Annotated in this window: 19 protein-coding genes; 7 read left to right on the forward strand and 12 right to left on the reverse strand. The window is 54.3% G+C overall.

Annotation, left to right across the window (positions count from 1 at the left end; translation table 11 throughout):
• Window positions 1-10 precede the first annotated feature (10 nt).
• Both HNQ92_RS04000 and cobA read right to left on the reverse strand, forming a co-directional pair.
• A complete protein-coding gene (locus HNQ92_RS04000; RefSeq protein ID WP_246439583.1) occupies window positions 11-1,372 on the reverse strand; it encodes an alginate export family protein in 1,362 nt (453 codons plus the stop codon).
• A gap of 337 nt (window positions 1,373-1,709) precedes the next feature.
• Window positions 1,710-2,471: a uroporphyrinogen-III C-methyltransferase gene (gene cobA, locus HNQ92_RS04005; RefSeq protein ID WP_184171251.1), complete on the reverse strand. Its 762-nt coding sequence runs from the start codon at window positions 2,469-2,471 to the stop codon at window positions 1,710-1,712.
• A gap of 281 nt (window positions 2,472-2,752) precedes the next feature.
• On the opposite strand from cobA, the gene nirB reads away from it, so the two are divergent.
• The 4 genes from nirB (at window position 2,753) to HNQ92_RS04025 (ending at window position 7,829) form a co-directional block, all read left to right on the forward strand.
• Window positions 2,753-5,275: a nitrite reductase large subunit NirB gene (nirB, locus tag HNQ92_RS04010; RefSeq protein WP_184171255.1), complete on the forward strand. Its 2,523-nt coding sequence runs from the start codon at window positions 2,753-2,755 to the stop codon at window positions 5,273-5,275.
• 72 nt (window positions 5,276-5,347) lie between these two features.
• Window positions 5,348-5,701, forward strand: a complete 354-nt coding sequence (gene nirD, locus HNQ92_RS04015) for a nitrite reductase small subunit NirD (RefSeq protein WP_184171258.1) — start codon at window positions 5,348-5,350, stop codon at window positions 5,699-5,701.
• 4 nt (window positions 5,702-5,705) lie between these two features.
• A complete protein-coding gene (locus tag HNQ92_RS04020; RefSeq protein ID WP_184171261.1) occupies window positions 5,706-7,136 on the forward strand; it encodes an ATP-binding protein in 1,431 nt (476 codons plus the stop codon).
• 21 nt (window positions 7,137-7,157) lie between these two features.
• Entirely contained in the window at window positions 7,158-7,829 is a 672-nt protein-coding gene (locus HNQ92_RS04025) for a response regulator transcription factor (RefSeq protein ID WP_184171265.1), read from the forward strand.
• A gap of 102 nt (window positions 7,830-7,931) precedes the next feature.
• On the opposite strand, the gene HNQ92_RS04030 is transcribed toward HNQ92_RS04025, so the two are convergent.
• The 7 genes from HNQ92_RS04030 to HNQ92_RS04060 all read right to left on the reverse strand — a co-directional run bounded on the left by HNQ92_RS04030 (window position 7,932) and on the right by HNQ92_RS04060 (window position 21,174).
• Window positions 7,932-10,217 (reverse strand): M43 family zinc metalloprotease, encoded by a 2,286-nt coding sequence (locus HNQ92_RS04030; RefSeq protein WP_246439588.1) that lies wholly within the window; start codon window positions 10,215-10,217, stop codon window positions 7,932-7,934.
• A 149-nt stretch (window positions 10,218-10,366) separates the two neighbouring features.
• On the reverse strand, window positions 10,367-10,873 hold the full coding sequence (locus HNQ92_RS04035) for a hypothetical protein (RefSeq protein ID WP_246439589.1): 507 nt from the start codon (window positions 10,871-10,873) through the stop codon (window positions 10,367-10,369).
• Between the two features lie 55 nt (window positions 10,874-10,928).
• Window positions 10,929-11,747, reverse strand: coding sequence for a Calx-beta domain-containing protein (locus tag HNQ92_RS04040; protein ID WP_184171271.1), 819 nt, complete (start codon window positions 11,745-11,747; stop codon window positions 10,929-10,931).
• A 31-nt stretch (window positions 11,748-11,778) separates the two neighbouring features.
• Complete coding sequence (locus tag HNQ92_RS04045) at window positions 11,779-13,197, reverse strand: RagB/SusD family nutrient uptake outer membrane protein (protein WP_246439591.1); 1,419 nt, start codon at window positions 13,195-13,197, stop codon at window positions 11,779-11,781.
• Between the two features lie 57 nt (window positions 13,198-13,254).
• The gene (locus HNQ92_RS04050; protein ID WP_184171274.1) at window positions 13,255-16,290 is read right to left on the reverse strand and encodes a SusC/RagA family TonB-linked outer membrane protein; all 3,036 of its coding nucleotides are present in this window, start codon (window positions 16,288-16,290) and stop codon (window positions 13,255-13,257) included.
• Window positions 16,291-16,680: 390 nt separating this feature from the next.
• Window positions 16,681-18,051 (reverse strand): RagB/SusD family nutrient uptake outer membrane protein, encoded by a 1,371-nt coding sequence (locus tag HNQ92_RS04055; protein WP_184171277.1) that lies wholly within the window; start codon window positions 18,049-18,051, stop codon window positions 16,681-16,683.
• Window positions 18,052-18,078: 27 nt separating this feature from the next.
• A complete protein-coding gene (locus tag HNQ92_RS04060) occupies window positions 18,079-21,174 on the reverse strand; it encodes a SusC/RagA family TonB-linked outer membrane protein (protein ID WP_184171280.1) in 3,096 nt (1,031 codons plus the stop codon).
• A gap of 121 nt (window positions 21,175-21,295) precedes the next feature.
• Between HNQ92_RS04060 and HNQ92_RS04065 the strand changes: the two genes are divergently transcribed.
• Window positions 21,296-21,883: a redoxin domain-containing protein gene (locus tag HNQ92_RS04065; protein WP_184171283.1), complete on the forward strand. Its 588-nt coding sequence runs from the start codon at window positions 21,296-21,298 to the stop codon at window positions 21,881-21,883.
• 8 nt (window positions 21,884-21,891) lie between these two features.
• Here HNQ92_RS04065 and HNQ92_RS04070 read toward each other — a convergent pair whose 3' ends face one another.
• Together HNQ92_RS04070 and HNQ92_RS04075 are read right to left on the reverse strand one after the other, a co-directional pair.
• Window positions 21,892-22,662 (reverse strand): glycosyltransferase family 2 protein, encoded by a 771-nt coding sequence (locus tag HNQ92_RS04070; RefSeq protein WP_184171286.1) that lies wholly within the window; start codon window positions 22,660-22,662, stop codon window positions 21,892-21,894.
• A gap of 99 nt (window positions 22,663-22,761) precedes the next feature.
• Window positions 22,762-24,006: a glycosyltransferase family 4 protein gene (locus HNQ92_RS04075; protein ID WP_184171289.1), complete on the reverse strand. Its 1,245-nt coding sequence runs from the start codon at window positions 24,004-24,006 to the stop codon at window positions 22,762-22,764.
• 338 nt (window positions 24,007-24,344) lie between these two features.
• On the opposite strand from HNQ92_RS04075, the gene HNQ92_RS29140 reads away from it, so the two are divergent.
• On the forward strand, window positions 24,345-24,755 hold the full coding sequence (locus HNQ92_RS29140) for an Imm50 family immunity protein (RefSeq protein WP_184171291.1): 411 nt from the start codon (window positions 24,345-24,347) through the stop codon (window positions 24,753-24,755).
• A gap of 170 nt (window positions 24,756-24,925) precedes the next feature.
• Window positions 24,926-25,840 (forward strand): hypothetical protein, encoded by a 915-nt coding sequence (locus HNQ92_RS04085; RefSeq protein WP_184171294.1) that lies wholly within the window; start codon window positions 24,926-24,928, stop codon window positions 25,838-25,840.
• 779 nt (window positions 25,841-26,619) lie between these two features.
• Here HNQ92_RS04085 and HNQ92_RS04090 read toward each other — a convergent pair.
• Window positions 26,620-26,973: a hypothetical protein gene (locus HNQ92_RS04090; RefSeq protein ID WP_184171297.1), complete on the reverse strand. Its 354-nt coding sequence runs from the start codon at window positions 26,971-26,973 to the stop codon at window positions 26,620-26,622.
• Window positions 26,974-26,991: the final 18 nt, after the last annotated feature.

Consider the following 26,991-nt stretch of genomic DNA (forward strand, 5'->3'; position numbering starts at 1 on the left):
AAAAAAAAGATTACTTCGTCAGAAAATCCGGCCGGATGTTGATCATGAGGTAGGCCCAGTTGGCCGTTTTGCGGGCGTTAGGTACCTGCTTTACTTCGGCCAGGGCAGGGGTAGTCCAGAAGGCGCAGTAGCCCGCCTGGAAACCGATCGTTTTGGTGAGCCCGTAGTTCAGGATCACGTCCAGCTCGGTGCCCAGGCCCCGGCTCAGCGGCTGCTGGTCGCGGCCCGTCACGGGCGTGGCGCTGACAAACTCGTGCAGGTCGGTATGGATGGTCAATTTGGTATTGACCTTATACACGCTGCTGAGGTAGTAGTTTACGAGCCCGCCCGGCCCGAAGCCGTCGGCCACGTAGAAGTAGTCCATCTGGCCCCAAAACTTGTGCGGCGTGCCGTAGAGCGGGTCGAAGCGGCGGTTTTGAGAAGTACCCCGCGGCTGGCCCGAAAGGTAGTCTACGCCGGGCCCCACGCTCAGGCGCGGCGAAAAATCGTAGAGGGTACTTAGCGCGTAAGCCGCGGCGTTCAGCTTTGCGCCGTCTTTGTCGCGGCCGGTTTGCCGGTAGGCGCTGGCCGTCAGGTGAAAGTGTTGGCCCAGCTGCGTGCGCAGGTACGGTCCCAGCGTCACGCGGCTCCAGGTACCTGTGGTAGGTACTTTGAGGCCGTTTTCGTCCGGGAGGTACTTGTTAAAATCGTCTTTCAGAACCAGGAACGACAGGCTCCCGCTTTTGAGTTTTTGCCCCAGGTACAAAAACTGTAGGGATTTATACATCGTCCCGATGCCGTTGGTACCGGCGGCGTAGCCGGTAGGTACCCCGTCGTACAAAGTACCCGTTTTTGCCTCACGGTTCTGATTATACGCAAGTCCCAAATGCGCCGTAAAATTCCGGTAGCCATACTTGAGCAGCGCGGCGTCGTGGCGGCGCGCCTGCTGCAGCCAGTCGAGGTTGCCGAGTAATCGGCTGTCGTCGTAGACCAGCTCCTGCCGCCCTAGTTTAAGCGACAAGTCTTTGCCCAGCCGGGTTTGGTTGGTATCCAGCAGGCTTAGCTCGGCCCAGGCTTCGTGCAGCATGAGGCCGTTCAGGGCGGCCTGGGTGGTGCGGTGGTGAGTAGAGGCATCCTGCCCCCAGACGCGCACGTCCTGGAGGGCCAGGAAAAACTTCGTGCGGTAGCCGCTATAGCCTACGTTCAGGCGGGTGCGCTGGGAGGTGAAAAAAGCCGCAGGTTGACCTTCCTGCAAAGGGGTACCTTGGCCGTCGCGGAGCTCGGTGCGGGTACGTACCTGGCCCGTGAAGCTGAGCTGCGCCTGGGCCATGGACCCCATAAAAACGCCAAGCGCCGCCATACTTAGCCGGAATAAGTAGAAGTTTATTTTCATGATTGTTCGCGTAAAAAAGACCAAACGGAGCACGGGCGGGCGGCTGTGCGGCGAGCAGCAACGCCTTACTCTTCTCAAAACAAACGATGTCAATCGGTAAGAGACCGATCGCAGGAACGGAAGCGGGCCACAGGATGGTCCCTGGGTACATTTCCAAAGGCAGAAAGAATGTGCTTGAAAAGCAGATCAGGTAGGAATTCCTCTCAACGGACCATCGCGAGGAATTTGGTTTACAAGTAAATTTCCATTTTCTTTGAAGCGTTTGTGTTTAACATAGACGAACCCTGTACGAAGCCGATCCAAAGGTGCCCCCACACCGGATCGGCTTTTTATTCTTTTATAGAGCTACACTCGCGGCGCTCCGGAGGTATTCCGAGACGTACGCCGGATGCAGCGTCACTACTTCCCCAATCACAAGTACCGCCGGAGCGCCCAGGCCCCGCTCAGCTACCAGCCGGGGTATTTCCCACACCTGGCCTACCACCGAGCGCTCCCGGCGGCGGGTGCCGTTCTGGATGACGGCCATCGGCAGGTGGCCCCGGCCCAGCTGGGCGTAGATGGCACACAGCTCGTCGAGCTTGTTGAGACCCATCAGCACTACGACGGTAGCCTTCGACTGCGCCGCCAGGTACAGGTCGTCGGAGAGCTCGCCGGTGCGGGTCGTACCTGTAATAACCCAGAAGCTCTCGCTAAGGCCCCGACGTGTCACCGGAATCCCCTGCGCGGCGGGCACGGCCACACAGCTCGACACGCCCGGTACTACTTCGCACGGCACGCCGTGCCGCTGGGCGTACTCCATCTCCTCGTGCCCGCGGCCAAACACAAACGGATCGCCCCCTTTCAGCCGCACGACGTGCCCGCGCTTGCGGGCCAGGCGTACGGCCAGGGCGTTGATCTCTTCCTGCCGAAACGACGCCCTACCTGCCCGCTTCCCTACGTAGATCCGCAGCGCTTCCCGCGGCGCGTGGTCCAGCAGGGCCGGGTCGATCAGGTCATCGTACAGCAGTACGTCGGCCTGCTGAAGTACCTTCATTCCTTTTAGTGTCATGAGCTCTCCGTCGCCCGGACCCGCCCCCACGAGTGTTAGCTTTGGTTGCATCGTTTTTTCTTCAATAAAAGGTTGATATTAGAAATATACTACGTTTGATCACTTATGACTATCCGTAATAGTTGGTTCAAAATTAGCCTCATAATTTTAAAAAACAATAGTTTTACCAAAAATTAAGTTTTAAAATGAAGCTTTATTGAAATAATAAATTAGGAATTGCGAAAAACACCATTTAATTTTGATGTACTATTAATCAACAAGAAAATATGTCAAAATAAGAATAGTTCAATAAAAGTACAGGGTTTATTCAACTTTACTAGTTAGTATTAACTATGAAAACAAGCAAACGTAATCGTGTCGTTGTGGTGGGCAATGGCATGGTAAGCTACAAATTCTGCGAGAAGTTGATAGCTAAAACCAACGGGAGCGTAGAATTTTCAGTCACGGTTTTTGGGGAAGAACCGCGCGCTGCCTACGATCGCGTCCACTTGAGTGCCTTTTTTTCCGGCCAAACGGCCGACGATCTGGCCTTGGCTAGTACGGAATGGTACCAAGAGAACGGTATTCAATTACACCTTTCTGATCCCGTAGTAGCCATTGATCGCGAGCGGCAGGAAGTGCGCTCGCATCACGGCCATATAGTACCTTATGACTATTTGGTACTGGCTACGGGTTCGGGGGCCTTTGTGCCGCCGGTGGCGGGCGTCGAGAAAGAGGGTGTGTTTGTGTACCGTACCATTGAGGACCTGGAGCTCATCCAGGCCCACGCCCGCAAAGCCCGCCGGGGAGCCGTACTGGGCGGTGGACTGCTGGGCCTGGAAGCCGCCAAGGCGCTGCTGGACCTGGGTCTGGACGAAGCCCACGTGGTGGAGTTTGCGCCCCGGCTCATGCCCCGGCAAATCGACGCCGCGGGCTCGGAGGTACTTCAGCGCCAGCTGGAAGCCCTGGGCCTGCACATTCATTTGTCTAAAAGTACCCAGCAGATCGTCGGGACCGAAAGCATCGAAGCGCTTCAGTTTACGGATGGTACTTCGCTGGACGTAGACATGCTCGTGATTTCGGCCGGAATTCGTCCGCGCGACGAGCTGGCCAAAGCCGCCGGGCTCGCCACGCACCCGCGCGGAGGCATTGTAGTCGATGACTTTCTGCAAACCTCCGATCCGGCCATTTTTGCCGTGGGTGAATGCGCCCTGGCGCACCAGATGATCTACGGCCTGGTGGCGCCCGGCTACGAAATGGCCGAGGTGGTGGCTTCGCGGCTGTGTGGTCAGGAGAAGGCCTTTGCGCCCTTTGACATGTCTACCAAGCTCAAGCTCATCGGTGTGGATGTGGCCAGCTTTGGCGATCCCCTGGCGGAAGAACCGGGCTGCCGGACCATCCGGTACGAAAACCGCGCGAAGGGTATTTACAAACGTGTGAACGTAAGCGCCGACGGCAAAGAGCTGCTGGGGGGCATCCTGGTAGGCGACGCCGAGCAGTACAACATGCTGCTCCAGACCTGTAAAAACAAAATGGTATTACCTCCCAATCCCGAAGACCTGATCCTGGGTACGCGCGGCGGGGAGGAAGCGGCCACGGGGGGCGTCCTGGGCCTGCCCGACGACGCCCTGATCTGCTCCTGCGAGGCCGTGACGAAGGCCATGATTTGCCAGGAAGTGACCGAGCGCGGCTATACCTCGGTAGAGGATATCAAAAAAGCCAACAAAGCCTGTACGGGCTGCGGGGGCTGCACGCCGCTGGTGAAGGATCTGATCGTAGGTACCATGAAGCAGCAGGGCGTATACGTGCGCAACGTCATCTGCGAGCATTTTGCGTACAGCCGCCAAGAGCTCCTCGACTTAACAAAAATGAACAACCTTCGTACCTACAACGAGGTACTTGACGCCTTCGGCCACGGCGACGGCTGCGAAACCTGCAAGCCCCTGGTGGCCTCGGTGCTGGCCAGCCTCTGGAACGAAAACGTACTCGAAAAGGGCCGGGCCACGGTGCAGGACTCCAACGACCGCTTCCTGGCCAATATCCAGAAAGGGGGTACTTACTCGGTAGTACCACGGATTCCGGGCGGGGAAATTACCCCCGATAAGTTGATCGTAATTGGTGAAGTAGCCAAGCGGTACGGCCTTTACACCAAGATCACCGGCGGGCAGCGGATCGACCTCTTCGGGGCGCACGTGAGCGACCTACCCCGGATCTGGGAAGAACTCATCGCGGCGGGTTTTGAGAGCGGTCACGCCTACGGCAAAGCCCTCCGGACGGTCAAGAGCTGCGTGGGCTCCACCTGGTGTCGCTTTGGCGTGCAGGATTCGGTGTCGTTTGCCATTGAGGTAGAAGACCGCTACAAGGGCATTCGTTCGCCGCACAAGCTCAAGTCGGCGGTGTCGGGTTGTATCCGCGAATGTGCCGAAGCCCAAAGCAAGGATTTTGGCATTATTGCCACCGAAAAAGGCTGGAACCTCTACGTGTGTGGCAACGGCGGCTCCAAGCCGCAGCACGCCCAACTGCTGGCTACTGACGTCGACAAGGAAACCTGCATCCGACTGATCGACCGCTTCCTGATGTTTTACATCAAAACCGCCGACCCGCTCACGCGCACGGCCACCTGGCTCAACAAGATGGAAGGTGGTATGAGGTACCTGAAGGCCGTCGTGGTAGACGATGTACTCGGCATAGGTGAAGAGCTGGAGCGGGAGATGCAGGGACTCATTACGGCCTTTAAGTGCGAGTGGAAGGAGGTCGTCGAGAATCCGGAGCTGCGGAAGCGCTTTACCCACTTTGTAAACGTTCCCGAAGTTAAAGATCCTACGGTTGATTTTGCCGAAATGCGTGGGCAAAAGCGGGCCAAAGAATGGGCCTAAACGCCTTCCGTAGCGGATGTTTTCCTATATTGCCATATAGTTAGTATGCTAATAATGAATTTAAGAACTAGTATGGAACTAATTACCAACGATAAAGATAAAATAACCTGGCACCTGGCGTGCCGGGCCGAAGATGTACCCGAAGACGGCGGAGCTTGCGCGCTGATCGAGGGGCGACAGATCGCTATTTTTAATTTTACCCGGCGCAACGAATGGTACGCCACCGACAACCAGTGCCCGCACCGGCAGCAAATGGCGCTGGCCCGGGGCATGATCGGGAGCCAGCTGGACGAGCCCAAGGTGGCCTGCCCTTTTCATAAAAAGACCTTTTCGCTCCGCGACGGAAGCTGCCTGAGCGGTGATGCGTACCGGATCGAGACCTATCCGGTGCGGGTGAAAGAAGGGTTGGTATACGTAGGACTATAAAAACATGGAGCAGCTGGATCGTCAGGTAGCCCGGCGGCTGACGCGCTTTTACGTGCTGGCGCTTAGTTTGGTCGCGCTGCTGACGATCAGCGGGATTGTGTTGGTAAAACGTACCCTGCGCGATTTGCACGACGACGGACGGGTTCTGAACGTGGCGGGGCGGCAACGGATGCTGAGCCAGCGGCTGACCAAACTGGCGGTACTTCGGGCCGAGGGAATACCGTCCTCCGATCCGGACGATTTTCGCACGCTGCTACGTACCTGGGCCAACAACCAGGAGCAGCTGCAGCAGGGTAGGTTGCGCATGGAAAAAGAGTACGTAGTGCGGAAGAGCGGGCAGCTGGACAGTATGTTTTTGGCGCTAAATCCGGTCTTTCGGTCGCTGTACACGGGTTTTTTGACCATCTACGATCCGCAGCACACGGCCGCCGACAGGAGCGAAGCGCTGCGGGTGGTACTTCGGCAGGAGCCGGACTACCTGGCCCGGATGGACAACATCGTGTTTCGGTACGATGCTGAAAGTCTGGCGCGGGTGCAGTACCTGCAGCGCACCGAGTGGCTGCTGGGCTTTGTAACGTTACTGGTGCTGGTGGTAGAAGGGGTACTTATTTTTCGACCGGTGGTGAATTATACCCAGCAGGTAATCCGGATGCTGACGGAGTCGGAAGAGAAGCTAAAAAGAACCAATGAGCAACTGGCGACGACCAACCAGGCCCTGCGCCAGACCCAGCAGGAGCTGCTGCGGGCTACCGAGGAAAAGTACCGCCTGCAGCTGGCCGAGGAGGCCGTGCGGGCGGCGGCGCTGCTGGAAGGGCAGGAGGAGGAGCGGCGGCGCTTTGCGCGGGAGCTGCACGACGGCATTGGGCAGATGCTGACGGGGCTAAAGCTGCACGCCGAAAAGCTCAAGCAGGTACCCTACGCCGACGAAAAGCAGCAGCGGCGCTTCAACGAGCTCTGCGAGCTGATTCAGGAGACGATCCAGACCACTCGGCAGGTGGCGTTTAACCTGATGCCCTCGGTGCTGGGTGACTACGGGTTGGCGTCGGCCCTGCAGCTACTGGCCGAGCAGGTAGCGAGGGCGTCGGGGCTGAAAGTTTATTTTGAAGCGAAAGGACGCGTACCTCGGCTCACGCCCGCCAGCGAGATTGGCCTGTACCGGATTGCGCAGGAGGCCCTTCACAACGCGGTGAAGTACGCCGAAGCGAAGGAAATACTGGTGCACTTGGGGCGGGAGAAACAGGTACTTGGCCTGGTGATCAAAGACGATGGGAAAGGATTTGAGGTGAAGGCGGCCCGCAAGAAAAAAGCGGGAATGAGCCAGAACGGCCTGGAAAACATGCGGGCCCGCGCCCGGCTGATTGACGGGGATTTTAAAATTTCCTCGAAGCCTGCTATAGGAACGACGATTACCGTAAAACTTAATATATCAACCTAATTCTAATCATTCATACTACTTATGTCCATACGCATTCTGATTGCCGATGACCATTCGGTGGTAAGGAAAGGGATGGTGACCTTGTTGGAAGATGAAGCCGATATTCAGATCGTAGGCGAGGCGTCGGATGGCGACGAAGCCCTGGCGCTTATTCCGGGTCTGCAGCCGGACGTTTTGTTGTTGGACATCACGATGCCCCGCATGTCCGGAATCGAAGTCACCAAGGAAGTATCCCGTCTGTATCCGGACGTCCGGATTCTCGTTTTTAGTATGCACAACAACCCCGACTACATCCTGAATGCCGTGCAAAACGGCGCGGCGGGGTACTTGCTGAAAGACACCGACCGGGAGGAGATTTTGCGGGCCGTGCGTAACGTGGCGGCCGGGGAGCTCTACTACCCGCCCAACGCGTCGTCGGTCATTATCCGGCATTTGATCGTGCCCCGAAATGTGCACCGCTACGCGGAAGTTTCGGCGGGTTCGGGCGGGCTTTCTTCCATCTGGAACAAGGTGACCCCGCGCGAGCACCAGATACTTCAATGCCTGACCGAAGGCATGAGCAGCAAAGAAATCGCCGAGCGATTCGACGTAAGCCCGCATACCGTAGCCAACCAGCGGGCCAGTATTATTCGGAAGGCCCGCGTGAAGAACACCGCCGAGCTGGTGAGCCTGGCTCTGAAAGAACAGGGGTAGTTTCTTTCTTCTAAAAAACTACCCTTAAAAACAAAGTACCCACCCGCAGCAGCAAGCGCGGGTGGGTACTTTGTTTTTAGGTACTTTCCAAAAAAACGCTGATCAGTACTTCACAATCCGTTTACGAATTTTGTCTTCCCCCACGGCTATTTCCACCAGGAAGGTACCCCCCGAGAGCCCCCGTATATCCAGCGGATAGCGTACTTCGTCGGTATTCTTTTGGAAGGTACGTTGCACCGCCCGCACGCCGCTCATGGTGTATACCGTAATAGCCACCGGCCCCCGCAGGCTGTTGTTAAGGTCTATCTGTAAGTACCCGTCGCTGGGGTTAGGGCTGATCTGGGTAGTGCGCGACAGCAGGGTTTCTGCCGTAGGTTCATTACCGAGTACCTGCACCGAACGTACGTAGATGGTGGCGGCGGCACTGTCGCCGCAGACGTCCACGCCGGTACCTTTCACGGAGTAGGTGAGGGTTTGGTTGGGGCGGGCAATCACCTGGGGCCCCAGGGTGGTATTGAGCCCCGTGCTCGGCGACCAGGTATAGATACTGGCGCCCCGGGCCTGCAGCGTCACTGATTCGCCAGGGTTTACAAATAACGCCGAGGTCGAAAGCTGCACCGAAGGCTTCATCCCTACCTGGGCCGTAATGTCATGGGCAATGTTGAGCCCCAGGCGGCGCAGAATCAGATCCCATTCTCCGTTAGCAGCCTGCTCCCAGGAAGTACCGTTGAGGGCTTCGCCGTCGCGGGTAGTAGCCAGGGCTACGGTATCGCCCGCGTAGGCTAGCTCCAGGCCAATGTGGAAGCCCAGACCCGCCAGCGTGAGCGGTACCGGCCGGTCAAAGGTCAGGGTAGTGGCGCGGTTGTTGGCGATGTCGCTCAGAATGGTACGCAAGGGTACTTCTTTTACTTCCAGAATAGCACCGGGCCCGCCCTGGAAGCCGCGGGCGTTCCAGACGGTCACGTTCACGATGGCTTCGGTGTTGGTACCTTCGCGGGCAAAAGCCCGGCCAAAACGGAGCGTGGCCCCGCTGAGGGTTGTGTAGCCCAGCGGATTGTCGAAGTACTCCGAAACGGCTAGTACGCCGCGGCCATTGTGCCCCGATACGTAGCCCCTGCCGCTGGTATCGCGGATCACCGTCCGGGTACCGCTGAAGTTGGTTTTGTCGGCGCACTGCCCCGAGCTAAGTACTTCAATGTACGCCTCGCGTTTGAGCGTATCCGAAGTGCCCAAACTATTGGCTACTAAGAGCGTAACCCGGAACCGACCGGCCTGGTTGTAGGTCACCGTAGGGTTTTGCTGCGTTGAGGTGGAGGGGTTCCCGCCTTCAAAGGTCCAGTACCAGCGGTTGGGGAAATTGGTGGAAAGATCGAAGAAACGCACCGAGCCGCCCAAAAGTACCTGCTGCGTTTCGGCCCGGAAGTTGGGCTGGGGAGGATTCGCTACGAACGTGCCGCAGAGGTTGGATTGCATGAGGGTACTTCGGCGGGGACTCACCGCCATCACCGTTCGCATCCGGCTTTTTTGGTCATTGGTAAAAATGTTCATGCAGGCGTCGTCGGAGTAGTCCATGTAGTTCTGGACCATGTTGGTGTTGCCGCAGCTCACCCGGCCGATGGGGCAGCCCCGGCTCTCCGACGCCTGAGGAGGCGTATCGGCACAGAAATCATTGGCACAGTTGCCATCGCCCCAGATGTGCCGCAGGCCCATCCAGTGGCCTACTTCGTGCGTAAGCGTGCGCCCCTGGTTGTAGGGAGCGGGCATGTTGGGAAAGGTACCTTTGAGGGTATTGCCAAACGACTGGTACCGAATCACGACGCCGTCCGTGTTGCGGGGTGAGTTGCCAGGAATACCCGGCAAGTCCGACTGCGCCGGAAACTGGGCGTAGCCCACCAGGCTTTCGGACGAGGCAAAGTCCAGTACCCATACGTTGAAGTACTTGTCGGGGTCCCAGATGGTACTTGGTTTGAGGGTATTTTCAATATCATTTCGGGTCCAGGTGGCCCGGTTGCCATTCACGCGGTTAATCCCCTGCTCGGCCATGTTTTGTCCCTGCGGATTGAGGCGCGTGAGGCAGAACTCAATCTCGATGTCGGCCCCACGGGTATCATTATTGAAGCCCGGCGTACCCGGCTGGCGGCGAAAATCCTCGTTGAGGGTTTCGATTTGGGCCCGTACCTGGGCGGCGCTGATGTTACGGCCCTGGCCCACCGTCTCGCCGTTGTGCACCACGTGCACCACAATGGGGATGGTAAGTACCTCCGCCGTGACGCGCCCGCTTTTTCGGAGCTGATCTTGTTCAAAAATCTTTTGCTGAAGAAAGCCTTCAAAGTCTTGCAAAGTACCTAGCTGGGGGTACTTGGCCCGCAGCAGGCTGTCCATTTCCATGGTACTACAACGCTGCAAATCCTGGGCGTCAGAAATCCCGGAAAACAGAAATAGGCAGGATAGAAAAAAAAGGTAAAAACGATTCATAGCCCGGAACAAATAGGCGGAGAAAAGAGCCCGAAAGAATTTCTCTGCCTTCAGAAGTGGAATTAATTGGATGATGAAGTGAAATTGAACCGGTAGCTGGCGTTGGTATCGTCGCCAAAGACCTGATCTAGGTATATCTCCAGCGTCATGCTGTTGGAGGTCAGCGATTTAATGACAAACGGCAATGGTTGCGTGGAAAGTACCGGAAACGCAAATTCCAGCGTAGCGTTGGCGTTGGTCAGTATCCACTGGTCGGTCAGGAGCACATCCGGCTCCGAAGCGGAACACTTGGTGGGGCCGTTTGTAAACTCAAACTTACGCTCCGCATTGGCATAAAATACGTACTGATCGTCGGCCTCGCAAGTACCATTAAAAAGGTTACGCGCGGGCACTACCTCTGACTCCACGCCCTCGTCAATGACCTGAAACGACGTAAGTAACCAGGTCTTCTTTACGGTGCCCGTTAGTATCTGCGTGTAAGTCAAGGGCTTGGGTTCGATGGTCTCGGAGCAGCCGCTCATGCCCAGCAGCAACACAAAAGCTCCGATGTAGGGTATTCTTATCTTCATAGCAGGTAGTCAGTTAAATGGGTTAGTGGCCAAAAGCCGTCCTTACGCTGGGTACTTACCGCCGGGGCGTGTAGGTAAAGGGTAACGTGAGGACGGTGTCCCGGGTACTGTTATAAGGTACTTTAATCTGAAGGTTCAGTAAAATAGCCCGCGTTTGCGGATTCCACAGACCATTGCCGCGCAGCGTATCGTAGGGCGGAGCCAACTCGGTACTTATCTGGGCCGGGATAGTGAGGGTATTGTCGCCATTGTCAATAAAGGTAAGCGGGGTTTTGGTGGCATTCAGGCTAAAAATACCGATGTTCCAGGTACTTATGCGGTACAGTCGGCAGTCACTGCTGGTAATCTCGATGTTTTCTACCCGGTCGTTATAGCCCTGCAAAGTACCCGTATAAAACCCGCTGAGCAGGCAGTCGTCCTGGATGGTGAGGCGGAAACTTTTCCCGACAATATTATTGATTCCAAAACCCACCTGCAACTGATCATTGGGCGAGACGTCCGTGAGCGTGAACACAATATCCTGCGAGTCGAGGATGTTATTGGCGTTGTTGATAAGGCGTACGTTGATGGTGCCAAAATACTCGTTGGCCGGGATCGTCACCACGCCCCGGGTACCTTCGATCACGTAGTCGCGGCCTTCGCGGGCCGTACCTCCGATGGTGTAGTTGACGGTAACGGCCTGAGTGAGCGCCTTGCCTACCACGTGTACCTTGACGCTGATGGGCCTTTCGTAGCTTTCCCGAAACACCTGAGCGGTGTCCGTAAAGCGCACAAAATCCGGGCCTTCAAAAAGGATACGCTGCTCCTCGCACGCTCCCAGCAAGAGCAGGGTACTTAGGGCCAAAAGGGAAAAAAAGGTATGAATGGTTTTCATGTTTCTTCTTTACAGTAGCTTATTAGTCAAATCAATAGCCCGGATTCTGCGCGCCCACCAGGGCCCGGTTGCGCTGGATCTCGCTCTGCGGAATGGGCCACAGTTCGTACTTCTGGTTCCAGTTGGGCGAGAACGCCGACATCACCGCCTGGATCCGACCCGTGCGCTTAAGGTCATACCAGCGGTGGCCTTCAAACGACAACTCGTACACCCGCTCTTCTTCAATCACCAGCAGGGCGTTCTCCTGGGTGTTAAAACTGGCGTTGGGCGCTTTGGCCCGCGCCCGCAGCAGGTTGATATCCGCGAGGGCACCGTTGGTGCCGGTGAGCCTATTCTGGCGAACGCGGGCCTCGGCCCGGATCAGGTAGATTTCGGCAAGCCGGAAAAGCGTGATGTTGTTGTTGGCGTCGTCGGGAGAGCCGTACTTGCGCACGGTCCAGCCGTTGTCGTTGCCCCGCTGCTGGGTCGAGTTGAAGGAGATCGTTTGGCTGCGGGTACCTGAATTGGTAGAAAGTAGTTTCAAGACCAAGGGATTGGCCGGTATGACTTCCCGCCGACCTACCAGGACGTTGTTCAAGCCGAAGGTAGCGGTACCGGGGTCGTCGTTGCTGTTGTTGGCGTAGGCTACCTCCAGGATCGTCTCGCTGTCGTATTCCTGAAAAATGACGGCGGCGTAGGAGGTATCGAGCGACTGCAGCCGGGTATTGATGATTTCGGTGGCGGTTTGTTCGGCCTGCGTCCAGTTTTGCTGGTAGAGGTAGTAGCGCGCCAGGGCCGCCCGCACGGCGTTTTTGGTGGCAAAAGTCTTCGCCGTGATTCGGTCGTTGGGGTAGGTTTCGGGTAGGTCGGGCAGGGCGGCCTGGTAGTCGGCCAGAACCGACTGTAAAATCGCTTCCTGCGAAGCCCGGCCAATGTTGCGGTTGGTCGGGACGTCGGTCGTGGTCACCTGCGGAATCCCGCCGTAGGTATAGGCCCCAACGAAGTTGGCGTAGCCCCGCACAAAGCGCGCCTCGGCCAGCACCCTCGTGCGGGTGGCTTCGGGTACGCCGGGAACATTGCCAATGTTTTCTTCAATAAAATTAGCAATGTACACGGCCCGGTAAATGGCTCCCCACAGCGCGGCTGCGGCGTCGTTGGCGGCGGTAATCTGCTTATTGCCCAACTCGTTATAAACCGTAAAGGTACCATTGTGCTGAATGTAATCCGCCGTAAAATCACCCGCGATCACCTTCGGGGCACCTATGCCCCGAAAGGCATTATAAAGACCCAGTTGGACGGGCTGCACATCGGCGGCTTCGTTCAGGACCAGTTCGTCTACCAGCAGGTCTACCGGGCTGGGCTCGAGGATTTCCCGGCAGGACGTAACCCCCCAAAACAGCAGCGACAAGCCCGCCGCGCCCATCCAGGAGCGTAGTGTTATCTTTTTTTTATTTACCCAACGAGTATTCATAGCGGTATTCAACATAAAATCGCTTATCCAAGTCTTAGATTGCTTCGCTTTCAACGTTTAAAAAGTTACCGTAGCACCTACCATCATGGTTTTTACCTGCGGTAACGTAAAGAAGTCGATTCCTTGAGCGGCCGTGGAGCCATCAAGGGTACTTACTTCGGGATCGGTACCTGAGTAACGCGTCAGCGTCCAGAGGTTGGTCGCCGAGGCGAATAGCCGAACGGTATTCATCTTGGCTTTGATCGACCAGTTTTTGGGGAGTGTATAGCCAAACGACAGGTTTTTTAGGCGCAAGTAGGAGCCGTCCTCCAGAAAGCGGCTACTATGAAAGTTGTTGTATGTGTTGCCAAATACGTAGCGGGGTACGTCGGTTACGTCTCCTTCCTGACGCCAGCGGCGTAGGGCATCAACGCTTTGGTTGTTTTCCAGATCGGCCCCCGTATTCACCAACGTGGTGTTGGAAAAATTGAGGGTCTTGTTGCCGTACATAAATTGAAAGAAGACACTCAGATCGAAGCCTTTCCAGGATACGCGGTTGGTGAAGCCTCCAAAGAACTTCGGCTGAGCATTGCCAATGACCTGCCCGTCGGCGGGGGTAATCTGTCCGTCGCCGTTCAAGTCATGATAGATGGCGTCACCCGTGGCCGGATCTACGCCCAGAAATTTCAGTCCCCAGAAAGTACCTAATGGCTGGCCTTCCAGGATGGCGTTGGTGCCGCTGATGCCGTTGCCCGTGTAGCCCCGGTAGAGCGTATCCTGATTGGCCAGCGAGGCAACATTATTAATATTTTGGGTAAGGTTGAGGTCGGTCGTCCAGCGGACTTCCCGGTCCATGTTTACGGTCGAGATGGTTAGCTCCACCCCCTTATTCGTCACCTGCCCGATGTTCCCCTGGATGGTCCCGAAACCGGTCGTGGCCGGAATGGGTTCGGCAAAAAGCAGGTTGTCGGTGAGGTTGCTGTACACGTCGGCGGTCACGCTGAGGCGTCCGTTCCAAAGGCTGGCGTCCACCCCGATGTTGGCTTCGCGGGTGCGTTCCCACTGGAGTTGGGCGTTAGGTAGCCGGTTGGGCGCTACCCCGGCGGCGCCGTTGTAGGTCACGCTGGCCCAGGTACCCAAAAACTGGTAGTTGCCAATGCGCTCGTTGCCCGTGAAGCCGTAGCTTCCGCGTAACTTCAGGTCGGAGATGACGGACACATCCTTGAGGAATTCTTCTTGTGAAATGCGCCAACCGGCCGAGAGCGAGGGAAAGAAGCCAAAGCGGCGGTTTTGTCCAAAACGGGAGGAACCATCGTAGCGGGCCGTAAGGCCAAACAGGTACTTGTCGTCAAAGTCGTATTTTACTTCCCCAAAAAAGGACACCAGGCCGTTTTGGTCCCGGAAGGAACTACCCGCATCCACTACCCCCGCCGAGGTAATGTAGGTAAAATCATCACTCGGAAAAACCCGTCCGGATACGTCAGAAGAGCGGCCTACGGTTTGGATGATCTCGTTGCCGAGCAGGGTGTTAAAATGGTGCCGCTCGTTCAGCGAGAGGTAGTAGGTCAGTACATTGGAGTTGATCAGCGTATAGGTAGTAGCCGTAATGTACACGCCGTATCCGCGCCCTCCTACGCTTTGCAGGAAACCACCGATGGCCGTAGATGAAGGCTCGAACTGATCTTCTTCACTGTTGTTATAATCCATGCTGAACTTGGTCCGGAACTGCAGGTTCCGCATAATCTCGTAGTCGGCATTGACGCCCGTCAGCAGTTTGAGCCCGTAGGTCCGGAAGCGTGGCAGGAGCGCTTGGCCCACTGGGTTGAAGTTCGGGAACCCGGGGTAGTTGGGACTACCGGGCCCGTAGAGCTGGCCCTGCTCGTTGTAAGGCGCGTAGTAAGGAAGGCTTTTAATAGCCCCCGAGTACACGCCGTCCAGGAAGTTGTCGCCCTTGACGCGGTCGTTTTGGCTGAGAGAAAGGTTGAGGTTGGCCCCTACCTTGAGCTTGCTGCTGGCGCGGTGGTCGATATTCAGGGCACCGCTGTAGCGGGTAAATCGGTTGTTGAGCTGCACGCCCTCTTCGTCGCGGACGCTGCCACTGAGGTAAAAGCGCGTGCGATCATCACCCCCGGCGGCCGAAATCTGGTACTGCTGAAGTACCCCCCGGCGCAGGATCGCGTCGATCCAGTCGGTATCGATGCCGTCGGTGACGCCTTTTATAAGCCCAAACTTATTAGGGTCCTGTCCGGCATTTTGCACGGCTTCGCGTTGTAGTTCCACGAGCTGGCTGGCGTTGAGTAGCTGGGGGCGTTTCACGATTTCGGTAATACCGCGTTGTACGTCTGCGGTGATGGAGGTGCGGTTGTTACGTCCGCGCTTGGTCGTGATGATCACCACCCCGTTGGCTCCCCGGGAGCCGTAAATGGCCTTGGCAGAAGCGTCTTTGAGTACGTCGATGGACTCGATGTCCTGTGGGTTGATGATGGCCAGGGCATTGTCATTTTGCCCCCCAAAGTCCCTACCCGAAACGGGACCATCGTAAATCGGAATGCCATCGACGATGAACAACGGGCGGTTGGAGGCCGAGATGGAGGTGTTTCCCCGGATCCGAACGGAAATACCGCCTCCGGGCGTACCCGAGGACTGCGAGATCTGTACCCCGGCAGCCTGCCCTTGCAGCGCCTGGTCGATTCCAACGACCGGAATATCCCGGAATTTTTCGCTTTTGATGGAAGTAATGGAGCCGATCACGTCCTTGCGCTGAGTTTGGTTGTAGCCCGTTACGACCACCTGGTTCAGCTCCGTCGTGTTTTCGGCCATTAAAACGTTGACCACCGAGCGGTTGGGCCCCACGGTTATCTCCTGGGGAGCCAGCCCAATGAAGGAATAAATAAGGGTGACGGTTCCGGAGGGGACCGAAAGGCGGTAGTTGCCTTCGGCATCGGCGGTAGTACCATTGGTAGTACCCAGTATCACCACGCTAACCCCTGGGAGGGGTGAATTATCGCTTTCTGCGGTGACTTTCCCCGTGATGACCCTCTCCTGAGCCTGCGCGCTATGTATTAGCCCCATAAAGAGTAACCATAGTCCCCAAAAACGACCGAATTTGTTCATGTAAGCTGGTTTGTAAAGTGTATTCTAATAGTTTGTTATGGCATTTGGTTTGAAACGGACTGCTTTCGGTAAGACCACTCCTGATGGGTTATGTCCGGGATAGGGAAAATCCTACTGAAGGAAATAGCACGCGGCTGATACCGTGGTACTTTATGTACCTTATATATACGCTTAAAATGGGTTTTTCTGTTGCTACTAGTAGGATATTTTTTAATAGTATTCCTTAAGGAAATAAAAAAGTACCTAAATCTACTTTTGACGCTCGGAATATAGGTAAAACTTTGCAGTCAGGGGAATGTTTTACTAGCCAAAATAAAAAAACGACCCGAAAACTTCGGGCCGTTTTTTGGTGGGAACGGGGGATTCGCCAAGCGAACGATCCAGCCGGCCCTAATAGCCCTCGTTCTGAACCAGGTTTTTGTTGACGTCCATTTCCCGCTGAGGAATGGGAAGAATCAGCATCGGCGAGTTGTACGGTCGGGTACCGATGTTTCTTCGGGTACGCTTCCAGTCGTGCAGGCGGTGCCCTTCAAAGGCCAGCTCCAGCTGACGCTCCCGCAAAATGGCGTCCAGCGTAGCCGTAGTGGCGGCACCCAGCCCAGCCCGGGTACGGATCCGGTTCAGGTCCTCGAGGGGAGTAGCCCCTACGACGGTGCTGAGGCGGAAGTTGGCCTCGGCGCGGGTAAGGTACATTTCTGCCAAACGGAACAACAAGACGTTCCCGAACGTGTCAAGGTGTTTCTGGGTGAAGGTGTTGTTGGTCGTTACGAAGAAGTTGCGGCGTACGTCACCGGCTTCGTATAAATTGAGGTGGGCCGGTAGTACGCGGATGTCGCCCCGGCCCGAAGTACCCGGGATAGCGCTAAAATTGACGCCAAAGTAAGTATTGATGGCGTTGGAGCCATCCTGTTGCGTTACGATCATCGAGAAAATGTACTCCTCGGGATTGGCCCCGCCGTTGGTCAGGTACGTAAAAAACAGCGAGCTAAAAGGCGTAACCAGCCGCTGCCGTCCCGACTCGATCACGGCGTTGGCTTCGTCGCGGGCTCCGGCGTAGTTGCCCTGCATCAGGTACACGCGCGAGAGCTGAGCCGAAGCGGCATTTTTAGTGGCATAAATGGTGTTGCTCGCCGGGAGTAGTTGCTTGGCCTTGGTCAGGTCGTCAAGTACCTGGGCGTACACCGCCGCCACGCTGCTGCGGGCCGGGTAGTTATCCTCGTTAACCCCACGCGTGGGCGTCAGTACCAGCGGAATGCCGGGATTGAGGTTGTTGTCGCCGTCGCCCCAGGCCCGGGCGTAGAGCCGCACCAGCTCAAAAAACAACGACCCGCGAATAAACCGCGCTTCCCCCTCAATGCGTGCCCGCTTGTCCTCGTCGACCACATCCAACGCCGAAAGCACGTTGTTGCACCGGTTGATGGTGTTGTAGGAGTCGTTCCAGGTAAGGGTAGCGGTGGAGTTAGCCGTGGTGATCTGCTTGTTGAAGAGCTCCAGCAAGTTCTGGAAAGTACCCCCGAAGTTCAGCTCGACGTCGTTGCCGAGGAGCTCGGAAGCTACCTGAAAGGCCCCTCCGTACACGTCAACGTCCTGCATGCCATCGTAGCAGCCAATGAGCGTCACTTCCACGTCGCGGGAGGTACTTAGGGCCGTACTTTCGTCGATCGTTTGGGTCGGGAGCACGTCCAGTTTGCTGTCACAGGCCGTCAGCAGCAAAAAGCTGGCCGCTAGCAGGCAGGTATATCTAGTGATTGTTTTTTTCATAATGTTAGTATCCTTTATCAATGAGTATTAGAAACCTACGTTGATCCCTACCAGTACGGTACGCGGCTGGGGAGGCGTATAAAAATCATTTCCCATGGCGTAGGTATTGGCATTGTAGTCCGTCCTTACCTCGGGGTCCCAGCCTTTGTAGTTGGTGAAGGTAGCCAGGTTAAGCCCCGACAGGTACACCCGCACCCGCTCGGTTTTGATGCGGCTGGTCAGGCTTTTGGGCAGGGTATAACCCAGCGTGAGGGTACGCAGGCGCAGGTAGGAGCCGTCGTAGATGTAGCGGCTGGAGGCCTGGTTTCCGTTGCTGCGGTAGAAGCGCGCCTCGGGTACGTCGGTATTGGGGTTTTCGGGCGTCCAGGCGTTGAGCTGGTCGGCCGTTTGGTTATCCTCGTAAATCCCATTGGCCGAAGAGTACTGGCCTACCCCGTAGAAGTTGATGGCGTTGCCGGATACGCCGTTGAAGAAGATGCTGAAATCAATCCCCTTGAACGAAATCGTGTTGGTAATACCACCCACCAGCTTAGGATTCGGGTTGCCCACTACTACCCGTTGGGCGGTGTTGTAGCCAGCATTGGTCACCGTAGAGCGGTCTACGCTACCGTCGGGATTCTCAGTATTTTTATAGAAAAGCGCGTCCCCATTGTTAGGATCTACCCCGGCGTACTCCACGGTGTAGAAAACCCCCACCGGCTGGCCTTCCATGACCCGGCTCATGCTCCGCACGCCTCCTTCAATGATTTGTCCCTGAATATCCGTTACCTTGTTGCGGTTGGAGCCTACGTTAAAGGACGTATTCCATTTAAACGCCCCGACGGTATTCTGGGTATTGATCACCAGCTCTACGCCCTTGTTTTCGAGCTTGCCGATGTTACGTACCTGAGACAGAAAACCCGTAGTAGAGGGTACGTTTACGTTCAGTAGTAGCCCGGAGGTATTTTTTACGTAGTAGTCAATCTCCCCGTTGATGCGGTTGTTGAGCAAGCCAAAGTCAAGGCCAAAATCGGCCTGAAGGGTTTCTTCCCAGCGCAGGTCCGGGTTGCCAATCTGCGACGGACGCTGGCCGGCGGCCCCGGCGTAGCCGGCATCACCCGAGTAGAGACCCAGCTGTGGGAAGTCGCCAATCTCGGAGTTTCCCGTGAGGCCGTAGCTGGCGCGTAGTTTCAGGAAGCTCAGCGTATTGTTGTTTTTCAGGAAATTCTCTTCCGAAAGTACCCAACCGGCCGACACCGCCGGGAAGAAGCCGTAGCGGGAGTTGGACCCAAAGCGCGACGAGCCATCAACGCGCCCGCTGACCGAAAGCAGGTACTTGTCGGAAAACTTGTAGTTGACCCGCAGGAAGTACGACAAAAAGCGGAAGTTCGTCTCGCTGCTGCTGCCGTCGGACTTGGTGGCGGCGCTGGCGATTTTCTGGTACGAGTTAGAAGGGAATTGGGTACCTTCTACAAAGTTACGCTTGGTTTGCGACTGCTGGTATGACATCCCCAGCGTAGCGCCGATCTCGTGCAGCCCCAGGAGCTTGTCGTAGGTCAGGAAGTTGTTCGTATTGTAGTTGGTTACGAAGGTACTGTAGTTATTTCCCAGGCCGTTGCTAGCCGTGGCGATGTTCCGTACGGTTTGGCTCTGGTAGTACCCTTCTTCGTTTTGGTTCAATAGATCTATGCCCAGCTCGCTGCGGAAGCGCAGGTCGGGCGTGAAGTTAACCTGAGCGTACGCGCTGGTGAGGTTCCGGTACGACACCTGGAGGAATTTGGCGTAATTGACCGATAAAAGCGGGTTGTAGTAAAGCGGCAGGTTCACGTCGCCGGGAGGAGTACCCGCAATGAGCCCCGTTTCGGGATCAGTAAAGGGGGTCAGGGGCGTAAGGGCGGCCATCTGCATGGGGTTTGAGAAGGCGTTGTCGCCGGGGATACGGCGGTTGTTGGTGCGCGCCAGCCCCATCGACAGCCCCACCGTAAGCCAATTGTAGGCCTTGTGGTCCAGGTTCATGCGGCCCGAGATCCGATCCAGGTTGTTGCCCACGATGGTACCGGTCTGGTTGAGGTACTGGCCTGACACGAAAAATCTGGTTTTGTCACTACCCCCGTTCATCTGGAAATCCAGCTGCTGCATGGGGCCTTTCTGGAAAGCCTGCTCCTGCCAGTCGTAGCTGCCCTGCTGCGGCGTGCCGAAGGTACCATAGCTGTAGTAGTCCAGGAAGCCACCGGGGCCCAGCATGTACTGGGTGTAGGAGTCAGGATCGTCGTAGTCGTAGCCCGAGATGCGGTCACGCGTGTTGGCGGCGCGGGTGAAAAAATTCACGTACTCCTCGGCATTCATGAACCGCACCCGTCGGGTCGCTTCCGACACGCCCATCTGGTAGTTGATGCTCACGTTGGTTTTGCCTGCCTTGCCGCGCTTGGTGGTAATCAGTACCACGCCGTTGGCCGCACGCGAGCCGTATATAGCGCCCGCCGAGGCGTCTTTCAGGATTTCGATGGACTCAATGTCGTTGGGGTTGATGTCGGCGAGGGGGTTGGTTTCGCCCCCGTAGTTGCCCTGGTCGCTGGTGGTGACGGGGGTACCGTCGATCACGTACAGGGGTTGGCTGCTAGCGCTGATCGAGGAGTTGCCGCGGATACGAACCGTTACGGCCTCGCCGAGTTTACCCGAGCCCGTGTTGATGTACACCCCGGCGGCCCGGCCTTGCAGTGCGGCATCCACGCTGGCTACGGGCATGTTTTCGATGTCCTGGCCTTTTACTTGAGCAATGTTCCCGGTCAAGTCGCGTTTGATCTGGGAGCCAAAGCCCGTTACAACCACTTCGCTCAGGGTACGAAGATCGGAAGCTAGCGCTACGTCCAGTACGGTTTGGTTACCCACGGTAATTTCCTGAGAAACCAACCCCACAAAGCTGAATACCAGTACCGAGTTGGAAGAAGGTACACTAATTACGTAATTGCCGGAGGCGTCGGTTTGGGTACCGCTGGTGGTACCTTTCACTTGTACACTAACCCCCGGGAGCATCGACCCGTCTTCTGCGGAAGTCACCTGACCCGAAACCCGAACCTCCTGGGCGCGGACCATCGTGCAGCATACAAGTAAACAAGAGATAACTAGTAGAAATTTTTTTTTCATAAAACTAAATTTTGGCTGTGTTGATTAATGCAAGAGGGTATTTTGAAATATACCGTAATTAACAAATATATTATATTTATCATATTTAGTAAAAAATAATCCAATTATTCATCAATATTCAATGATTTATTTTCGAGTAGTACTATTTCTAAGCTATTTTCTGCTGCCTGGCGAAGGTACTTTCCTGAATCCGGTGAAAAACGGGCCGCTGTACGTTCAGAATCCAGCCCAGGGCTCTTTTTCCCAAACTACCCAAAAAGGGCAAGCTGCTACCAGGCTTACGGTATGGCTATTCATGGACCCGGAATGCCCTGTTTGTCAAGGATATACTCGTACACTAAAAGAACTCTACGAAAAGTACCAAACGCAGGGCGTGGAGTTCCGGGCGGTGTACCCTACTTATACCCTCAAAAAGAAAGATATTCGCCGTTTTCACGGCAGCTATCAACTACCTTTTGCGGGACAAAAAGATAAAGGGGCAGCGCTGGCCGACCGCTTCGACGCCACCGTGACGCCCGAGGCCATCCTGACCGACCCGCTGGGACGGATCATCTACCGCGGCGCGATCGACAACTGGTATTACGCCCTGGGCAAGAACCGCCCGGCCGTGACCGAGCACTACCTCCGCGATGCGCTGGAGGCGACCTTACAGGGCCAGCCCGTGCTGCCAGCGCGGACGCAGGCCGTAGGCTGCCTCATCAACCGCTAGAGGTACTTTTACCAGTACTTGCCCCGCCGCCGCGCAAACCAGAAGCCGCGCCACAGGATTTGGGCGTGGTGCAAAAGGGTAGGGGCCAGGCCAAAGTGCCGCCGAAGTACCCGAAACCGGTCCCAGAGCGAACGCCGGTGCTGCTGCACTGACAGCCCCCCCACCAGGTACCTGCACAGCACGAAGTCGAGGTACTTGACCGACTGCGCGCGTTTGAGGCATTCGATCTCCCAGTCGAGGTCGGCGCTGAGGTTGGTGATGTCGTAGACGGGTGCGAGGCTGTGCCGAACAATAAACGCCTGGTGGCAGACCTTCATGCCCAGGGCGAGGTCGCGCCAGTGGAGGTGGTGCGGCAGCGTATGGGGCGTGTACTGGCTGCGCAGGCCCACGGGAGTGCCGTCGTCCCGCACGAGCAAGGCATCGCTGTAGTAGGCGTCGGCGGGAGTTTGAAAAGCCTCCAGGAGCCGTCGAAGTACCTGGTCGTCGTGGATTTCGTCGCCCGCGTTCAGAAACCACAGGTACGTGCCGGTGGCCCTTTGCTGGCCTTTGTTCATGGCATCATAAAGGCCGCGGTCGGGCTCCGAGACGATGCCGCTCAGCAGGCCGGGGTACTTTTGGGCCAGTGCCAGGGTACCGTCCGTGGAGGCGCCATCCACCAGCAGGTACTCCACTTCCGCCGGGGCCGCCAGGTACCTGAGCGCGCGCTGCACGCTTAGGAGCGTGCGCTCCAGGTAGCGCTCGGCGTTGTAGGTAATGGTGATGAGGGTCAGTAGCGGCATGGCGGTATGTAAAAAAGTACCTTCGGTTCAAAAATATAAAGTACCTGGCGAAAGGGGAGGGTTCCTTTTTCGATTTTGGGAAAAATAAAAGTACCTCTTTTACCGCAACGATTGGTACAGCTCCCTGAACTGCCCGGCCACCACGGGGTAGCTCCAGGTATCGACGGCCCGCTGGCGGGCGGCTTCCCGAAGGCGGCCGGAAGGTACCTCCCCAAGTACCCAGTCGATGCCCCGCGCCAGGTCGGTGGCGGAGGTACTTTGGACCAAGTACCCGTCGTGCCGGTGCCGGATCTGCTCCGGAATACCGCCCGTGCCGAAGCCCACCACCGGCGTACCGCAGGCCATGGCTTCCAGGATGGTGTTGGGGTAGTTGTCTTCCAGCGAAGGGACCACCAGCAGATCGGCGGCGTTGTAGGCCGCCACGATGTCGGCTTCGTGGGTCAAAGTACCCAGGTCCCGCACGGGTAGGTCCAGCTGCGCGAGGGCTTCGGGCTGAGATTTCCCAAATACCAGTACCTCTAGCTCCGAGGCGGGGTACTTGAGCAGCCGGAGCGCGTCGCGAAAGTAGGCAAAACCCTTGCGCGGATCTTGCGTGTTGGCACCGGCAAAGAGAAGGTACTTTTTGGTGGGTGCTAACCCCAGTTGCTGACGGATTTGGGCGCGGTCCATAGGCCGGAAAAGCGCGGTGTCCAGCGGGTTGGGAAGTACCCGTACGGGCCGATGCTGGCTCAGGGGCGCTTTTTGTACCAAACTACCCAGCCACTGGCTCGGCGATACGTAGGTGATCGGAGCCGCGGCCCAGCGTTTTTTCTTTTCTTCAAACACCCGGTATGACAGGTCGTGCTCGCCGGGACGGCGCAGGTAGGGGCACTGCTGGCAGTGGGTCAGGTACCTTTCGCAGCCGCGGCTGTAGTGGCAGCCGCCCGTAAAAGCCCACATGTCGTGCAGGGTCCAGACGATGGGCTTGCCCAGGGCAAAGAGTTTTTCCAGCGATTTCAGGGATAAAAAACCAAAATTGACCCAGTGGAGGTGCAGCAGGTCAGCGTGCTGCACGAGCGGATGCTGGCTCAGGTCGGCCCCGACGCGGGCGGGCGAAAACGCAAAGCGGACGCTTTTGTCCTTCTCGTGGGGCAGAAAGTACAGCCGCTCGGCCACGAAGCGTCCCCACGCCCTCCGCCGCTGCCAGGTACTTTCGGCCAGGGCCGAGGTACCGGCCTCCGGGCTCGTGAGCGTGTGCACCAGCAGGTGCGAGTCGACGCCTGCCTGCCGCAGGGCCCGGTGCAGGCGCGTGGCGGCCACGGCGGCACCGCCTTCGCGCTGAAAAGTACTTAAATGAAGAATCATACCAAAAACGGGGCGGTAGGTTGCCGGGCTAAAAGTACGAAGGATTCGGGGAATGGACGGTATTGCCTATTATTGTGATGAAAATCGTATACTTTGCTTTCCATAAACGCGGGCCTGGCCGCGTTCTGGCATCCGTAAAAAGTTAATCTTAGCTTTCCCAAGGTACCTTTTAGTATTGAGGGAGTAAAAAGCCTTCGGGATCGGGTTTGGCAAGTCAAAGACTTGCGTGATTATTTATCACCCGTTTTATAAACTGGCGATAGCGGAGGTACAAGACCTGACACCATGCCCGGTACGAATGCGCACTATCCCTTTGATCCGTTTAATAAGAATTACATATGTGGGTGTCGTTAATTGAAAGAAGAGAGTCTTTACTGGCCTTATATCAGGATGAAGTGCCAGGTCTGGAGAATTTATTCCTCCACGAAATTAAGATCACAACCGGTCAAGATCTTATAATCAATATACGGTTCGACCTAAGGAAGCTTCCAAAGAAAATTCCCAAAAAGTGGTTAGATAGGAGTGTAAATACTGTGCAAATAACTTTGGACTTAGTTCAAGCCAAAATTGAGAAAATAGATTTGGAAAAGTCTATTTCCAGTGTTGATAATATTATTATCGAGCAGATCAATGATTATAAACGGCTAATTTTAAGAGATGCCTCGAAGGCAGAAGTGTTAACTTTAAGATCAACTTGGATATACCTAAGTTCATTTAGCGGCTATCAAAACACATTAAATTTAAGCTAACAGAATCAGATTCTGATTCCGGAACCTAGTTTTTTAGTTTACCATATTGCTTTTGGTGTTAAGATTACGTATAAGAGTATAGGGGCTTTTGAGGACTGGAGTAAATATAGGTGCGTCTTTCATCTTTTCTTTTGATGCAAGTATTGGCGTTAGAGCAACTTATAATAAAAATGATGACTAATAGAATTGAAATTAGTAAGTTTGATATAAAAGCTTCCCAAGTCATGACTTGGGCTTTTACACTATTATTTTTAATTGTTTCTGCGATTATAATATTCTCTTCATTTACATTAAATGGCCTTTTTGTTTTTGTTATAATGGTACTTCTTACTGCACTAATAAATTATTGGAGTAGTAAAATATGGAACATTTGGCACGAAAATAATTTTTTGTATATCCAAAACATATATACAACACGAAAAATATTTATTAATAAGTTTGAAAAAATTGAAATGACAAGTGTTTTAAATAATTTATATACACTCTATTTAAATGACGGAAAAAAGTATCAGTTTAGAATAAAGCCAACGGATAATTTAATGTTGTTTTTCAAAACTGATCCACAGTTCTATGCAAAGGAGATGACGAAAGAAATCAACGAATTAAAACGAAATGCAGGAGTTGAACTTAAACACGAAAGAGAAAGTCAAGTCATGATTTTAGAATCAAAGTTGAGCTTAGGAGGGATTAAGTATATTCAATTATTAATACTTCTTATTTGTATTTTTTTAATAATTATAAATAGTATATTTTTATGGATTAATCCTTCTAATCATATTAAGGCCTTGTTCGTATTGACTTTAGTATTTATTGCCACTCTCAATTATTTTTATAGCAAAATTTATGACGTATGTTTAAATAAAAATAGAATAGTATTTAAGAATTTTTATAGAAGTAAAGAAAAGGAAATAAATAGCTTTAAATTATTAAAGAAATCAAATTATATTCCTTTTTTATATATAGTTGTATTCAATGATAGCCAAGCTTACTTCATTGGTAATATGAAACTTATTTCAAAGGAATTTACTGGTGGCGTAGTAGAAGATTTGGAAGCCGTTACAATACAATTAAAGGGTTCTTTATAGTTTATGAACTAGCCACCAAAGGCGCAGCTGATGTTCTATGTTTCGGAATTTATAGGGCTGCCATGTTAATCAAAAAGAAATCCTTAAATTTCTTTTTGATTAACATGGTGTCAATGATTTTAAAGACAACTATTTTGTCGTCTTCATCAAGCTGCTGAATAAGCTGAAACTGGTCCCAGCTACTTTCATGTTCAACGGTTACTTTCTGGGGCAAATCATCATTTGTATTCAATACCTAGTCCACGCTCATATCCAGGAGTTTGGCCAGTTTCTGTAGTTCCTATACTGACGGTTCCCGTTTCCCATCGGACTACCCGATGCCCAACTCGGCGGCTACCTACTTTTGCGGCCGTCCTTTATGCATTACAAGTTGGTCAGACTATGTCGACTCAGGCGCGTGGCGGCCACGTCGACACCTTAAGTTGCAGGTCTAAATGTACGAAGGATTCGGGGAATGGACGGTATTGCCTATTATTGTGGTGAAAATCATATACTTTGCTTTCCATAAATGTGGGCCAAGCCGGGCCTCGCCAGGCCGCGTTCTGGCATTCGTAAAAAGTTAATCTTAGCTTTCCCAAAGTACCTTTTAGTATTGAGGGAGTAAAAAGCCTTCGGAATCGGATTTGGCAAGTCAAAGACTTGCATGATTATTGATCACCCGTTTTATAAACTGGCGATAGCGGAGAATCCTGAGTATTGGGGCTGAAGGCGCATTAGGAGTAGGGCTAAGAGGAAACGCAGATATAGACGTGAAAATCCCTACAAAAAATGAAAATTAGTTATGATAGCACTTGCTCCTTATCATCATATATTTTTATGGAAATGACAAAGAAGAAAAGAAGTTTTATGACCGCATATCCATAAAATATTTGATCACTTTCGTTTCTAAAAGTTATTTTTTTGAATATTTTAAAGAAGGGAGATGTTCCGTAATTTGTTATGAAAACTGAATTTTCCTTATTTAACCCTTCAATTGATTCTGAGGGTTCTATTTTAACAAGAGAATATTTTTTTTCTGCTAATCTTTGCCCTATTTCTTTTGTATATACATTTTGATTTTTACTTTTTACAAAAAAAGCAAATACAATTAAAAATAATATAGACAGAATTAAAAAGGATGATAGTATGATCATAATATAAGTGTTTAGGCC

Source organism: Rhabdobacter roseus, assembly GCF_014202275.1.
Lineage (GTDB): Bacteria > Bacteroidota > Bacteroidia > Cytophagales > Spirosomataceae > Rhabdobacter > Rhabdobacter roseus.